The 12,039-nt window shown below is 39.3% G+C and carries 15 protein-coding genes; 10 read left to right on the forward strand and 5 right to left on the reverse strand.

Features of this window, described 5'->3' with window-relative positions; translation table 11 throughout:
* Nucleotides 1–15: 15 nt before the first annotated feature.
* Nucleotides 16–489 (forward strand): transcription elongation factor GreA, encoded by a 474-nt coding sequence (gene greA / locus MWU78_RS11745; RefSeq protein WP_246997944.1) that lies wholly within the window; start codon nt 16–18, stop codon nt 487–489.
* A gap of 174 nt (nt 490–663) precedes the next feature.
* Nucleotides 664–1,056: an HIT family protein gene (locus MWU78_RS11750; RefSeq protein ID WP_246997946.1), complete on the forward strand. Its 393-nt coding sequence runs from the start codon at nt 664–666 to the stop codon at nt 1,054–1,056.
* On the opposite strand, the gene MWU78_RS11755 is transcribed toward MWU78_RS11750, so the two are convergent.
* Together MWU78_RS11755 and MWU78_RS11760 are read right to left on the reverse strand one after the other, a co-directional pair.
* Nucleotides 1,049–1,399 carry a hypothetical protein gene (locus MWU78_RS11755; RefSeq protein WP_246997949.1) on the reverse strand — a complete coding sequence of 117 codons (351 nt, stop codon included), beginning with the start codon at nt 1,397–1,399 and terminating at the stop codon, nt 1,049–1,051. The genes MWU78_RS11750 and MWU78_RS11755 overlap by 8 nt on opposite strands.
* A gap of 4 nt (nt 1,400–1,403) precedes the next feature.
* The gene (locus MWU78_RS11760; RefSeq protein WP_246998265.1) at nt 1,404–2,552 is read right to left on the reverse strand and encodes a HAMP domain-containing sensor histidine kinase; all 1,149 of its coding nucleotides are present in this window, start codon (nt 2,550–2,552) and stop codon (nt 1,404–1,406) included.
* A 118-nt stretch (nt 2,553–2,670) separates the two neighbouring features.
* Between MWU78_RS11760 and MWU78_RS11765 the strand changes: the two genes are divergently transcribed.
* The 3 genes from MWU78_RS11765 to aat all read left to right on the forward strand — a co-directional run bounded on the left by MWU78_RS11765 (nt 2,671) and on the right by aat (nt 4,902).
* Complete coding sequence (locus MWU78_RS11765) at nt 2,671–3,552, forward strand: flavin reductase family protein (RefSeq protein WP_246998267.1); 882 nt, start codon at nt 2,671–2,673, stop codon at nt 3,550–3,552.
* A gap of 200 nt (nt 3,553–3,752) precedes the next feature.
* Nucleotides 3,753–4,130, forward strand: a complete 378-nt coding sequence (locus MWU78_RS11770; protein ID WP_246997951.1) for a DUF3127 domain-containing protein — start codon at nt 3,753–3,755, stop codon at nt 4,128–4,130.
* A 136-nt stretch (nt 4,131–4,266) separates the two neighbouring features.
* Nucleotides 4,267–4,902, forward strand: coding sequence for a leucyl/phenylalanyl-tRNA--protein transferase (aat, locus tag MWU78_RS11775; protein WP_246997953.1), 636 nt, complete (start codon nt 4,267–4,269; stop codon nt 4,900–4,902).
* A 22-nt stretch (nt 4,903–4,924) separates the two neighbouring features.
* Here the strand turns inward: aat and MWU78_RS11780 are convergent, their stop codons facing one another.
* Genes MWU78_RS11780 through MWU78_RS11790 form a run of 3 tightly spaced genes read right to left on the reverse strand, consistent with a single transcriptional unit; the run spans nt 4,925 to nt 6,860 of the window.
* Nucleotides 4,925–5,491: a hypothetical protein gene (locus MWU78_RS11780; RefSeq protein WP_246997955.1), complete on the reverse strand. Its 567-nt coding sequence runs from the start codon at nt 5,489–5,491 to the stop codon at nt 4,925–4,927.
* Nucleotides 5,481–6,044, reverse strand: coding sequence for a DNA-3-methyladenine glycosylase I (locus MWU78_RS11785; protein WP_246997957.1), 564 nt, complete (start codon nt 6,042–6,044; stop codon nt 5,481–5,483). Before MWU78_RS11785 ends, MWU78_RS11780 begins: the two co-directional genes overlap by 11 nt.
* A 60-nt stretch (nt 6,045–6,104) precedes the next feature.
* Nucleotides 6,105–6,860, reverse strand: a complete 756-nt coding sequence (locus MWU78_RS11790) for a slipin family protein (protein ID WP_246997959.1) — start codon at nt 6,858–6,860, stop codon at nt 6,105–6,107.
* A 421-nt stretch (nt 6,861–7,281) separates the two neighbouring features.
* On the opposite strand from MWU78_RS11790, the gene MWU78_RS11795 reads away from it, so the two are divergent.
* From MWU78_RS11795 to MWU78_RS11815, 5 genes are all read left to right on the forward strand, one after another.
* Nucleotides 7,282–7,857 carry a phosphatase PAP2 family protein gene (locus MWU78_RS11795; protein ID WP_246997962.1) on the forward strand — a complete coding sequence of 192 codons (576 nt, stop codon included), beginning with the start codon at nt 7,282–7,284 and terminating at the stop codon, nt 7,855–7,857.
* 82 nt (nt 7,858–7,939) lie between these two features.
* A complete protein-coding gene (locus tag MWU78_RS11800) occupies nt 7,940–9,256 on the forward strand; it encodes a gluconate:H+ symporter (RefSeq protein WP_246997964.1) in 1,317 nt (438 codons plus the stop codon).
* A gap of 14 nt (nt 9,257–9,270) precedes the next feature.
* Nucleotides 9,271–9,735, forward strand: coding sequence for a RidA family protein (locus tag MWU78_RS11805; protein ID WP_246997966.1), 465 nt, complete (start codon nt 9,271–9,273; stop codon nt 9,733–9,735).
* A gap of 16 nt (nt 9,736–9,751) precedes the next feature.
* Entirely contained in the window at nt 9,752–10,864 is a 1,113-nt protein-coding gene (locus MWU78_RS11810; RefSeq protein WP_246997968.1) for a D-TA family PLP-dependent enzyme, read from the forward strand.
* A gap of 61 nt (nt 10,865–10,925) precedes the next feature.
* Complete coding sequence (locus tag MWU78_RS11815; RefSeq protein WP_246997970.1) at nt 10,926–11,990, forward strand: membrane dipeptidase; 1,065 nt, start codon at nt 10,926–10,928, stop codon at nt 11,988–11,990.
* Nucleotides 11,991–12,039: the final 49 nt, after the last annotated feature.

Below are 12,039 nucleotides of genomic sequence, written 5' to 3' on the forward strand. Positions count from 1 at the left end.
TTTTATATAGAACTTATGAGCAAAGTATCTTATTATACAGCAGAAGGGCTAAAAAAATTGAGAGAGGAACTTAATTACCTCAAGGATGTTGAGCGTCCAAAAGCTTCCCAAGCTATAGGTGAGGCTAGGGATAAAGGGGATTTGTCTGAAAATGCTGAGTATGATGCTGCCAAGGAGGCACAAGGTCTGTTGGAGATGAAAATTTCCAGGATGGAAGAGATCCTTGCCAATGCTAGGTTGATAGATGAATCGCAATTGGATAATTCCAAAGTGTTGGTATTGTCTACGGTTAAATTGAAGAATATGAATAACGGAATGGAAATGAAATATACTCTAGTCGCCGAAAGTGAAGCCGATCTAAAAACGTCAAAAATATCTGTGAGTTCACCTATTGGTAAGGGTCTTTTGGGCAAGAAAGTAGGGGAAACCGCAGAAATCACCGTGCCAAACGGAACTTTAAAATTTGAAATATTGGAAATTACTAGATAATCCAATTTACAATATAGGATAAGACCTCAATTGATGTATTCGATTGGGGTTTTTACTTTTAAAGGGATTTCGTATTGTTGGGAAATATGGCTGTCTTAGGTCCACGAAGATTATATTTAACTGAGTGTTTAAAATATTTGCACTATCTTTTAATTTGATTTAAAGTTCACAATTATGTCATCAATATTTACGAAAATCATCAACGGTGAGATTCCATCCTATAAAATTGCAGAGGACGATAATTATTACGCCTTCTTGGATATTAATCCCAACGCTGTGGGGCACACTTTGTGCGTCCCCAAAAAAGAAGTGGACAAACTCTTGGACCTGGATGAGGAAACCTATTTGGGGCTTATGGCCTTTTCCAGGAAAATAGGCTTGGCCATTGAAGCCAGTGTACCCTGCAATAGGGTAGGACTAACTGTAATAGGTCTCGAAGTTCCCCATGTACACGTACATTTAATTCCATTGAACGGAATGCGGGATGCCACTTTTCAGCATAAGGCATCACTTAGCCCCAAGGATTTTACGGATGTAGCTGAAAAAATTAGGTCGAATATTAAATAATGCCTGCTAAATAAATATAGACCCCAGCGGCTACCAAGATTATCAATAATAGAGTTAAAATATAAAAAAGGGAAGTAAAGCGTATGGACGCACGATCCGGGGCTATCATTTTTTGGTAGTATTCATAAACACGCTCTATGTCTTCCGTCCAAGTTACAGGATAAATCGTAGAATTGCATTTCTTACATTTAATTTCATGGTTCACATCCTTCGTGGTTCTATCGTACAGTCGCCCATAAGTATGTCTTTGATAAAAAGTCAACCTTAAATCCTGATTAAAACATTCGGGACAATTGTTTGTTAAATCGGCCTCTTTTATTACAACTAATTTCTCCTTTGCCATCGCCTTAATTTTTAACTTTAAACATAATTTGCATTATAGTACCCTCCTTCGTTGATGTAAGTACTTTAATTTTGCCTTTGTGGTATTCCTCTACAATTCTTTTTACCAAGGACAGCCCTAGGCCCCAACCCCTTTTTTTAGTGGTAACCCCAGGATTAAATATTGTTTGAAAATTCTTTTTGGATATTCCGGCACCCGTATCTGTGATTAAAATTTTGACCCAATTCCCGTTAGGAACTATTTCTATAGCAATACTGCCTTTGCCCCTCATAGCATCTATGCCGTTTTTCACCAAGTTTTCAATGGTCCAATTGTACAAGGCCTTGTTTAAAAGTACTGGTACATGGTCCACTTGGGAATTAAATGAAAAATGGATGAGTTTGGAACTCCTCAATTTTAAATAATCAAATGCACTTCTCGTCTCCTCAACAATGTCGTGCTCATTAAGGATGGGTAGGGATCCGATCTTGGAAAAGCGTTCCGTGATGGTTTCCAATCGACTTATATCCTTTTCTATTTCCTTGGTAATTTCTGGATTAATTTTTTCTGCCCTTAATAACTCGTTCCATCCCAAAAGTGAAGAAAGTGGGGTGCCTATCTGGTGGGCGGTCTCTTTGGCCATACCCGCCCAAAGTTTATTTTGTTCAGATGTTTTATTGGTCTTGAATAAGAAATAGATAACTGTTCCAAATAGGAATATTATCAGTAAAAGAGCTATCGGGTAATATTTCAATTTGTTTAGTACCTCAGAATTCCCATAATATAGGGTGGCCAGGTTTTCTCCCTTATATTCAATGGAAATTGGCTTGTTCTCTCCTTTAAACTTATTTATTTTACCATGGATAAAAGACGTGTCCGTTTTCTGGATACCGGGCATATTGTTCACTTTTATGGTACTGTCCTTGTTTACCAGTATCATGGGTGTGGAGGTGTTGTTTTGAAAAATTTTAATATGCAGATTTCCGGGATCGGCGTCTACGGGAAGGGATAAAAATTCAGATTGTGCCGTGGCCCAAATTTCCATTTTATGACGCTCTTCCTCCTTAAATTTCTTGAAAAAACTGTTAGTGTTCCACAGTATTAAACTCACAATAGCAAAAGAAGCTATTAATAACAGAAGGTTCGAAGTTTTCTTTTTAGGACTAAAATCCATCAAACTATAAAATTATACTTAAAGATAACGCAATTTGGACAAAGATATTCTATTTTCATATCTCCCTCTTTATTTCATTTTGCCTACAATTTGTGTACCTTTACCCGCTATGAAAAAAATGGTTTCCATCACCGCCTCAGAAGTACCCACGGCTAAATTACATGGGTATTTGTTAGGTGCGGTTGGTCCAAGACCCATTGCTTTTGCCAGTACCATTGATGGCAAAGGGAGACCTAATTTGTCGCCCTTTAGTTTTTTCAATGTCTTTGGTTCCAATCCGCCTATTTTAATTTTTTCGCCATCCCGAAGGGTCCGTGACAATAGTACTAAACATACCTTGGAAAATGTGCTTAAAAATATGGAAGTGGTCATTAACGTGGTCAATTATAATATGGTTCAGCAAATGTCCTTGGCGAGCTCGGAGTACAAGGAGGGTGAAAATGAATTTTTAAAGTCTGGACTAACGATGTTACCTTCGGAGATGGTAAAACCTTTTAGGGTAGCAGAATCTCCTGTGCAATTTGAGTGCAAGGTGATTAAAGTAGAACCACTTGGGGAAGGAGGCGGAGCCGGGAATCTTATCTTTTCCAAAGTGCTAAAAATACATGTGGATGCAGATATTTTGGATGAAAATGGAAGTATTGATCAATATAAAATAGATCAAGTGGCCCGGATGGGCGGCAATTGGTATAGTAGAGCCAATTTGGGTTTGTTTGAAGTGCCCAAGCCCGTTAGCAGCTTAGGTATTGGTGTAGATCAAATACCTGAGCATATTAAGCTGAGCAACGTTCTAACAGGGAACGATTTGGGAATGTTGGGAAATATAGAAAAATTGCCTTCCAAGGAAGAGGTGAGGTTGTATGTTAAAAATAATATGGAGTTAAGGGCTATTTTAAATTCAGGTGATGTGGCCTTAAAGCATGCCAAGGCCCAAGAGCTATTAAAAGTTAAGGATGTGCTGTCGGCATGGAAAATTTTATTGGCCGATATGCCCTTATAATGGGAAAAACAAAATGGTAAAAGACATTAGCTATTTTAAATTGAAGTTTTAATAGGTTTCAAAATGGTTTGATGCTTAGGACTATTTTAAGGGCTGACACCCTAAAAATTGAGATGGGATAATTTGTTTTAGGTGTTCCTGATCAAATTGCTTAATATTGACAAAAAAAGAACACAAAGTAGAATTATATAAATAGTAAAATGGAAATACAAGGGAAAATTAAAATGGTAGGTGAGACCCAAACATTTGGGAGTAACGGATTTAGAAAGCGAGAAGTGGTGGTAACTACCGAGGAACAATATCCACAACATATTATGGTCGAATTTGTGCAGGATAAATGCGACCTTTTAAATAGTTTTGGGGCTGGTCAAGCCGTTAAAATTAGTATAAACCTTAGAGGTAGGGAATGGGTTAACCCACAAGGGGAGACAAAATATTTTAACTCTATCCAGGGTTGGAGGATAGAGAGTTTACAGGAGGAAGCAGGCGCTCCGGGAATGCCACCGGTTCCACCGATGGATGCTTTTGAACCCGCGGATGATGTAAATGACGAGGACCACGACGACTTGCCGTTCTAACAAGTGCAGACTATATTACCTGGGAACAGAACTATAAATGTTCCAAAAGGTTATGTAAAGTGAAAATTAAGAAAACCTATTCTGTTCATTACCGAATAGGTTTTCTTAATTTTAGGGACCATTAATTAACTTCAAAATGTTTCTCCTGGACCATCGTTTACAGTTTCCAAATGTAGAGAATGCCGATGATGACGGATTATTGGCCGTTGGCGGGGATTTGTCTCCGGAGCGACTGCTGTTGGCATATAGGAATGGGATATTTCCTTGGTTTAATGAAGATTCCATTATTCTTTGGTGGAGTCCCGATCCTCGAATGGTATTGTTCCCCGAGAAGGTAAAGATTTCCAAAAGCATGCACCAAGTTATGAAGTCCAGCAGATTTAGGATTTCATGGAATACCGAATTTGAAAAAGTCATCAATGCCTGTTCAGCAATAATACGAAAAGGCCAGAACGGAACATGGATTACCCCTGAAATGAAATACGCGTATTTGCGCATGCATCAAATGGGAATTGCGAAGTCTATGGAAGTATGGGAAAATGATCTTTTAGTAGGAGGTCTGTACGGTATAGATCTTGGAGACGTCTTTTGTGGAGAAAGCATGTTCAGTAAAACTAGTAATGCTTCCAAATATGCTTTCATAAGCCTAGCAAAAGAGTTGCACCGGAAGAAGTATAAACTAATCGACTGCCAAGTGTACACCGCCCATTTGGAAAGTCTTGGTGCCGAAGAAATCCCTAGAAAACAATTTATCGAAATTCTAAAAGGGTAGGTTGTTAAAACCCAGTCACCTTTTAATATAGTACACGGTCATAATTGGCCGGTAAGGCCATTGCAATTTTTATCAAATTTCCCTCGGCATCAAAAATCGCAATAAAGTCTTCCCTTTCATCCGATTTCTTACCGCGTAGCATCATTTTGTACGTATTGAGGGGCAATATGAGATTTTGAAGAGTATTTTTTAGTACATCATCCGAGGTGCCGGGATAGCATTGTTGGATGTATTTAATTTTAATATCCTTAAAATTCTCTCTTAAAAAAGAATTAATATTGGCATAGGTATCCTTGGGAATGTCAACTTCGCTTACTTTAAAGCCAGTTTTTAGAATCGTTCCTTTTTCATTAAAATCTATATGATAATGCATTTTATTTTTCCTAAATTTTAAGGTATAGGTGGTTTTGGAGGAATCAACTTCTTTGTAGTACCTTAATTTTTTGGCATCTTCCAAGGCAAGGGCCTCAATTTTCAAGTAAGGAAATTGCGATTTTTTAATTCGATGTTCCCGTTCCGGTTTCGTTTGGGAAAAACTATTTAGGCTAAAGGTCAATAATAGCAATGGGATTATGTGGTTATACTTCATTATATCTAAAACAATTTATCTCATGATCGTTTACCATACCCGTCGCTTGCATATGTGCGTATATTACAGTGCTCCCTACAAATTTAAATCCACGTTTTTTTAAATCTTTGCTTATGGCATCGGACAAAGGGGTGTTGGCTGGTAGGTTTTTGTGATCTTTATGGTTGTTTTTAATGGGCTGGCCATCGACAAATCCCCATATATACTTACTAAAACTTCCAAATTCCTTTCGTAGTTTAATAAACTCTTGGGCATTGGTAACAGTGGCCCTTATTTTAAGCTTGTTCCTAATAATTCCTTCATCCTGCAGCAAGGATTCAATTTTAGGCTCCCCGTATTTGGCTATTTTTTGGTAATCAAAATTATCTAATGCCTTTCTGAAATTCTCCCTTTTTCGCAGTATGGTAATCCAGCTCAATCCGGCCTGGAAGGTTTCCAAAATTAAAAATTCAAAAAGAAGGTCATCATCCTTAACGGGGACACCCCATTCTTCGTCGTGGTACTTCTCGTATAGTGCATCTCCCATGCACCAACCGCATCTATGTTTTTCCATAGTTGAAATTCAAACTTTCTTTAAAGATAAAGAAACGCTGATTCTTATAATTAAGTGTAACTATTTTTTGTTTTTATTCTTCTTTATGGGGTTTCTGGGCAAAACCTCTTCCGGGAAGGGAAATAGGATAGTAGAGTTCTTTTCAGCAGCTATATTGGATAGGGTCTGGTAAAGCCTTAATTTTATTGCAGAAGGCGATTGATCGATCAGCTTTCCAGCCTCCAACAACTTTCCTGCGGCCTGTTCCTCGGCAAGTGCCAATATAATTCTTGCTCTTCTAGACCGTTCGGCTTCAGCCTGGTTCGCCATCATACGCTTCATGTTTTCTGGTAGTTGAATGTCCTTAATTTTCACGTCAATAATTTCAATGCCCCATTCCTTGGTTTCCAATTCAACAATGGCCTTGATATTCTTTCCCATTTCCTCACGTTTGGACAGTATAGTATCCAGTTCCACCTTCCCACAGACATCCCTTAATGCCGCCTGGGATAATTGTGTAATGGCAAACCTGTATTCTTCCACTTCCAGTACGGCTTTCTCGGGATCGTTTATTTTGAAGAAAACTACGCCATCTATACTACAGGGAACATTGTCCTCAGTCATTACTTCCTGGGATATTATATTTATGGTGATAACCCTAATATCCACGATTTGTATCGTCTCCACTAAAGGGATAATCCACCTAAAACCCGGTTGTAAAGTCTTTATATACTTCCCGAACCTAAATTTTAAGGCTCTTTTATATTCGAAGATTATGCGTATTCCGGCTAATAAAAACAGTACAATAATGAGACTAAATAAGAAGGGTGGTGCCATGATATTTGCTTTGTTAAAATGAAACAAACTTTAAAACTTTATTAGGATCCAAGAGAAAATAAGTCACTTTTTTATTTGGTCCAACGGCGGGCATCAGATTGGAATATTACAACTCCGGTTCTGTAAATGTCGATTCTCTTAAAGTTACAAAAATTACAGAGCTGGTAAAAATATTATCGACTTTAAATTGAACTGTATAAATAGGTATTGTATATTTTTTTATCTTCAAGCTTATAAACGGGACAATTGGTTACAGGGTTCTTAGAATGGGGTAATGTGCAAGGGTTTGTGCAGGGCCTCTGCGGATTGCCATTTTAAGCTTTGTTTTTTGTTTCAACCTAGACAATGGCCAATAATTGTGAACGGGGTTGAATTATTATTATTATTATTATTTAATAAGGTGTTTCTATAAGAATATTACATGGGAAAGTGGTCGTTAAGGCTCATTTGTGTCTTCTTTATTTTAAGTATTAAATGCTATTCCCAAGATACGGAGGGGGGACATGAGAAATGGGAATTTGTTTTGGAAGATACTGGCGACGTACTTCAATTGGCACTGCCTTTGACCGCTGGACTCATGACTTTGATAAAGAAGGATTACAAGGGCACCAAAAAATTGGCGTTCTCGTACGGCACTACCATGGTATTAACGTATTCCTTAAAACATTTCACCAAAAAAGAAAGGCCTGAAGGCAGAAAACTATATGATTCCTTTCCTTCCGGTCATACTTCATCCGCCTTTTCAGGAGCATCATTTATACAGCGAAGATACGGTTGGGATTACGGTATTCCCGCCTATATTCTAGCCAGTTTAGTTGCCGTAAGTAGGACCGAAGCCCCAGATGGTTATCACGATTTCTGGGACGTTTTTGGTGGTGCGGCCATTGGAATTGCCAGTACTTATATTTTCACCAAACCTTATAAAAAGGAGCAGATGAAACTAGGCTTTGCTCGTTATCAAAATACCTATTCATTGACCTTCACTTACCAATTCTAAATTTTTCCTAATGGGATGGCAATTTTATGGAGTGATATAGTATATTTAGGTTTTGTATTTAATTAACCACCAAACCATTACTATGCCTTTACTTATTGTTGTACTTGGATTAATTCTGCTCTTTTTGCTTATTGCCAAATTTAAACTGAATGCCTTTATTGCATTTATCATCGTGTCCCTTGCCGTGGGTATTGCAGAGGGAATGGAATTGCAGGGGGTAATACAATCCATCCAAAATGGAATTGGGAATACGCTAGGTTTCCTGGTAATCATTCTAGGTTTAGGGGCTATGTTAGGCAAATTGGTTGCGGATAGTGGTGCAGCACAGCAAATAACGACCAAATTGGTGGCAAAATTTGGAATCAAAAATATTCAATGGGCCTTGGTCTTGACCGGATTTATTGTGGGCATCCCCATGTTCTACTCTGTAGGGTTTGTAATATTGATACCCTTGATCTTTACTATTGCGGCTTCAACCGGGTTGCCATTATTATATGTTGGCCTACCTATGATCGCATCACTTTCCGTAACGCATGGTTTTCTTCCTCCGCACCCTGCCCCTACGGCGATAGCTTCAATGTTTAATGCTGATATTGGAAAAACACTTCTTTATGGAACTATTATTGCAATTCCGGCCATTACATTGGCAGGTCCAGTATTTTCCCGAACCATTAAAAATATAACGGCCACTCCTATTAAAGAATTCGTGAACCCGACCATATTGAAGGAGGAAGAAATGCCAGGCATAAATATTAGTATTTTTACCGCACTTCTCCCTGTTATTTTAATTATGTTAGCCACTGCAGCAGATCTTTTATTGCCCAAGGATGCTGCTATTTTGCCAATTGTCAATTTCATAGGCAATCCGGTAATTGCCATGTTGATCGCTGTCTTAGTGGCCATTTATACCTTGGGTCTGGCTAGGGGGAAGGAAATGACCGAAATAATGGCGTCTGTGGCAAGTTCCATTTCCGGCATAACTATGGTGCTCTTGATTATTGCCGGCGCAGGAGCACTAAAGGAGGTATTGGTGGATAGTGGGGTTAGTGATTATATTGCCAATATTTTAAAGGATTCCAGCTTTTCCCCTTTACTTTTGGCGTGGCTTGTGGCAACCGTTATTAGGGTGTGCGTGGGCTCTGCAACCGTTGCTGGTCTCACCACCGCCGGAATAGTGTTACCTTTGGTAAATGCAACTGGGGTAAGTGCGGAATTAATGGTGTTGGCCATAGGGTCGGGAAGTTTAATGCTTTCCCATGTAAACGATGGTGGATTCTGGTTGTTCAAGGAATATTTTAACCTATCTATAAAGGACACCTTAAAAACATGGACGGTTATGGAAACCACTGTGGGAGTCATGGGCTTGATAGGAGTAATGATTTTAAGTTTGTTTGTTTAATCAAAGAATTAATTATGAGCAGTTCAACCGCAGAAAGAATTAAGGAATTAGGATTGGTTTTACCTCCAGCCCCAAAACCAGCCGGAGTATATAGACCTATTTTGGTAGTGGATAAATTTTTATATGTTTCAGGTCAGGGTCCAATTCAGAACGATGGTTCTTTAATGATCGGCATTGCTGGTTTTGATATGAACGCGGACGAAGCCAAACTAGCAGCCAGACAAGTGGGCTTAACTATGCTTTCCACGATTCAGACACATTTTGGTAGTTTGGACAAAATAAAACGGGTGGTAAAAGTTCTGGGAATGGTAAATTCAACCTCGGATTTTGGAAAGCAACCTTTTGTTATTAATGGTTTTAGTGAATTGATGGCGGATGTTTTCGGAAAGGAAAATGGCATTGGGGTGCGCAGTGCTGTGGGGATGATGCTGCCGGATAACATCCCAGTAGAGGTAGAGGCCATGTTTGAGCTTTATTGATAATAAACACCATGCTATGATAAACAATGATTGGTATAAGATTACCGACCCAAAAGATATTATTACCCCTGCGCTTTTGGTTTATCCGGATCGGATAGAAAAAAACATTGGTACCATGATAACTATGGCAGGAGGTACCCGTAACCTAAGGCCTCATATAAAGACCCATAAAACTGCCGAAATTATAAAGCTTCAGTTGAAGCGTGGCATTCATAAATTTAAGTGCGCTACCGTTGCAGAAGCAGAACTCTTGGCAAAATGCGGTGCGGAAGACATCCTTCTCGCAATGCAACCGGTAGGAGCCAATATAAACAGGTTTTTCAGTTTGATTGCGAAATATCCAAACAGCACATTTTCCACCATTGTCGACGACCAGCAAATTATTGAACAAATAGCAAAAACTGCTGACGGCAAAGGTATTCAAGTGCCACTGTGGTTGGATATAAATAATGGGATGAACAGAACAGGAATTCAACCCAATGCGCAAGCAGTTGAATTGTACAAAGGCATATATAAGAATCCCAACTTACTTGCTGCAGGATTACATGTTTACGACGGGCATATCCACAACAAAGATCTATCTGAAAGAGAGGATAAATGCAATAAAGATTTTGAAGCGATTCTGGACTTGAAAAGATCTTTGGAGGAAATAGACATTCGTGTTCCTAGTATTGTGGCAGGCGGCTCCCCAACATTTCCCATTCATCTAAAGCGCGAAGGGGTGGAGACCAGTCCCGGAACAACACTATTATGGGATGCTGGCTATGCTGCTTCATATCAGGAGATGAACTTTATTCCAGCTGCAGTATTGTTAACTAGGGTAATAAGTAAGCCTAAATCCAATTTAGTCTGCTTCGACCTAGGACATAAACACTTGGCATCGGAGATGACTTTCCCCAGGGTATTATTGTTGGAAGGAGAAGAATGTACCCAAATAGGGCAGAGTGAGGAACATTTGGTGGTACAATGCCCCAATGATGACATGTTTAAAGTGGGGGATGTAGCATATGCCATACCGGTACATATTTGCCCAACTGTTGCCAAATATGATGAAGTCCTAACGGTGGTTGATGGAAGTCTGACCAGCTCTTGGAAAGTAGTCGCAAGAAATTTAAAAATAAATATATAAACCTTCCAATAAAAGGTCTCTTAATAAAAGGATGGCCCGCAAACTGGATAAAATTTGAAATATGTTCGTATTTGATGCTCATTTAGACCTTTCTATGAATGCCATGGAATGGAATAGGGATTTAACTTGGACCGTAGCCGATATTAGGAAAAGCGAAGTGGGCATGGCAGATAAACTGGATAGGGCAAGGAATACGGTCTCTTTAGATGCTATGCGAAAGGGGAATATTGGCCTATGTGTGGCTACCCAAATAGCGAGATACGTAAAGAGGGAAAATCAATTACCAGGTTGGAATTCTCCCCACCAGGCCTGGGCACAAACCCAGGGACAGTTAGCTTGGTACAGGGCTATGGAGGAAATAGGGGAAATGGTCCAAATTAGAAATTTGGCCGAATTGAATACACATTTGGACTTATGGAAAAATGGCGTGAACAAAACACCCATTGGCTATATACTTAGTTTGGAAGGAGCCGATTCCATAATTACTTTGGAATATCTGGAACGTTCGTATGAACAAGGTCTCAGGGCTATCGGTCCTGCACATTATGGCCCGGGGACCTATGCGCATGGTACAGATTCAGTTGGAGGGATTGGCCAAAAGGGTAAGGCATTATTAAAAGAGATAGAACGATTAAACCTAATTCTGGATGCCACTCATTTATGCGATGTTAGTTTTTGGGAAACCATGAAGGTTTACAATGGTCCGGTCTGGGCAAGCCACAACAATTGTCGGAAATTTGTGGACCATAACCGGCAATTTTCAGATGAACAAATAAGAGAACTTATTGGTAGGCAGTCAGTAATTGGCATAGCATTGGACGCTTGGATGATGGTCCCCAATTGGGTTCGAGGAGTTTCAACACCTGAGGGAATGGATGTTACCCTTACCCAAATGATAGACAATATAGACCATATTTGCCAGTTATCCGGAAATTCACTACATGTTGGGATAGGGACCGATCTTGATGGCGGTTTTGGGAAAGAGCAATGTCCGACCGACCTAGATACGATTGCAGACCTTCAAGAGGTTCCCAAGCTACTTTCAGAAAGAGGCTATTCGGAAACGGATATTGAAAATATAATGAGCAAAAATTTTATAGGGTTTCTCAAAAAAGTGTGGAAATGATTAGCGTACTTTTTTAATTGCCCATTTTTAACAGCATTTTAGATACACA

Source organism: Arenibacter sp. F26102, assembly GCF_023015865.1.
GTDB lineage: Bacteria > Bacteroidota > Bacteroidia > Flavobacteriales > Flavobacteriaceae > Arenibacter.

Coding starts and splice junctions, on each gene's coding strand:
- greA (WP_246997944.1), top strand. CDS start 16: ATGAGCAAAGTATCTTATTATACAGCAGAAGGGCTAAAAAAATTGAGA.
- MWU78_RS11750 (WP_246997946.1), top strand. CDS start 664: ATGTCATCAATATTTACGAAAATCATCAACGGTGAGATTCCATCCTAT.
- MWU78_RS11755 (WP_246997949.1), bottom strand. CDS start 1,399: ATGGCAAAGGAGAAATTAGTTGTAATAAAAGAGGCCGATTTAACAAAC.
- MWU78_RS11760 (WP_246998265.1), bottom strand. CDS start 2,552: ATGGATTTTAGTCCTAAAAAGAAAACTTCGAACCTTCTGTTATTAATA.
- MWU78_RS11765 (WP_246998267.1), top strand. CDS start 2,671: ATGGTTTCCATCACCGCCTCAGAAGTACCCACGGCTAAATTACATGGG.
- MWU78_RS11770 (WP_246997951.1), top strand. CDS start 3,753: ATGGAAATACAAGGGAAAATTAAAATGGTAGGTGAGACCCAAACATTT.
- aat (WP_246997953.1), top strand. CDS start 4,267: ATGTTTCTCCTGGACCATCGTTTACAGTTTCCAAATGTAGAGAATGCC.
- MWU78_RS11780 (WP_246997955.1), bottom strand. CDS start 5,491: ATGAAGTATAACCACATAATCCCATTGCTATTATTGACCTTTAGCCTA.
- MWU78_RS11785 (WP_246997957.1), bottom strand. CDS start 6,044: ATGGAAAAACATAGATGCGGTTGGTGCATGGGAGATGCACTATACGAG.
- MWU78_RS11790 (WP_246997959.1), bottom strand. CDS start 6,860: ATGGCACCACCCTTCTTATTTAGTCTCATTATTGTACTGTTTTTATTA.
- MWU78_RS11795 (WP_246997962.1), top strand. CDS start 7,282: ATGGGAAAGTGGTCGTTAAGGCTCATTTGTGTCTTCTTTATTTTAAGT.
- MWU78_RS11800 (WP_246997964.1), top strand. CDS start 7,940: ATGCCTTTACTTATTGTTGTACTTGGATTAATTCTGCTCTTTTTGCTT.
- MWU78_RS11805 (WP_246997966.1), top strand. CDS start 9,271: ATGAGCAGTTCAACCGCAGAAAGAATTAAGGAATTAGGATTGGTTTTA.
- MWU78_RS11810 (WP_246997968.1), top strand. CDS start 9,752: ATGATAAACAATGATTGGTATAAGATTACCGACCCAAAAGATATTATT.
- MWU78_RS11815 (WP_246997970.1), top strand. CDS start 10,926: ATGTTCGTATTTGATGCTCATTTAGACCTTTCTATGAATGCCATGGAA.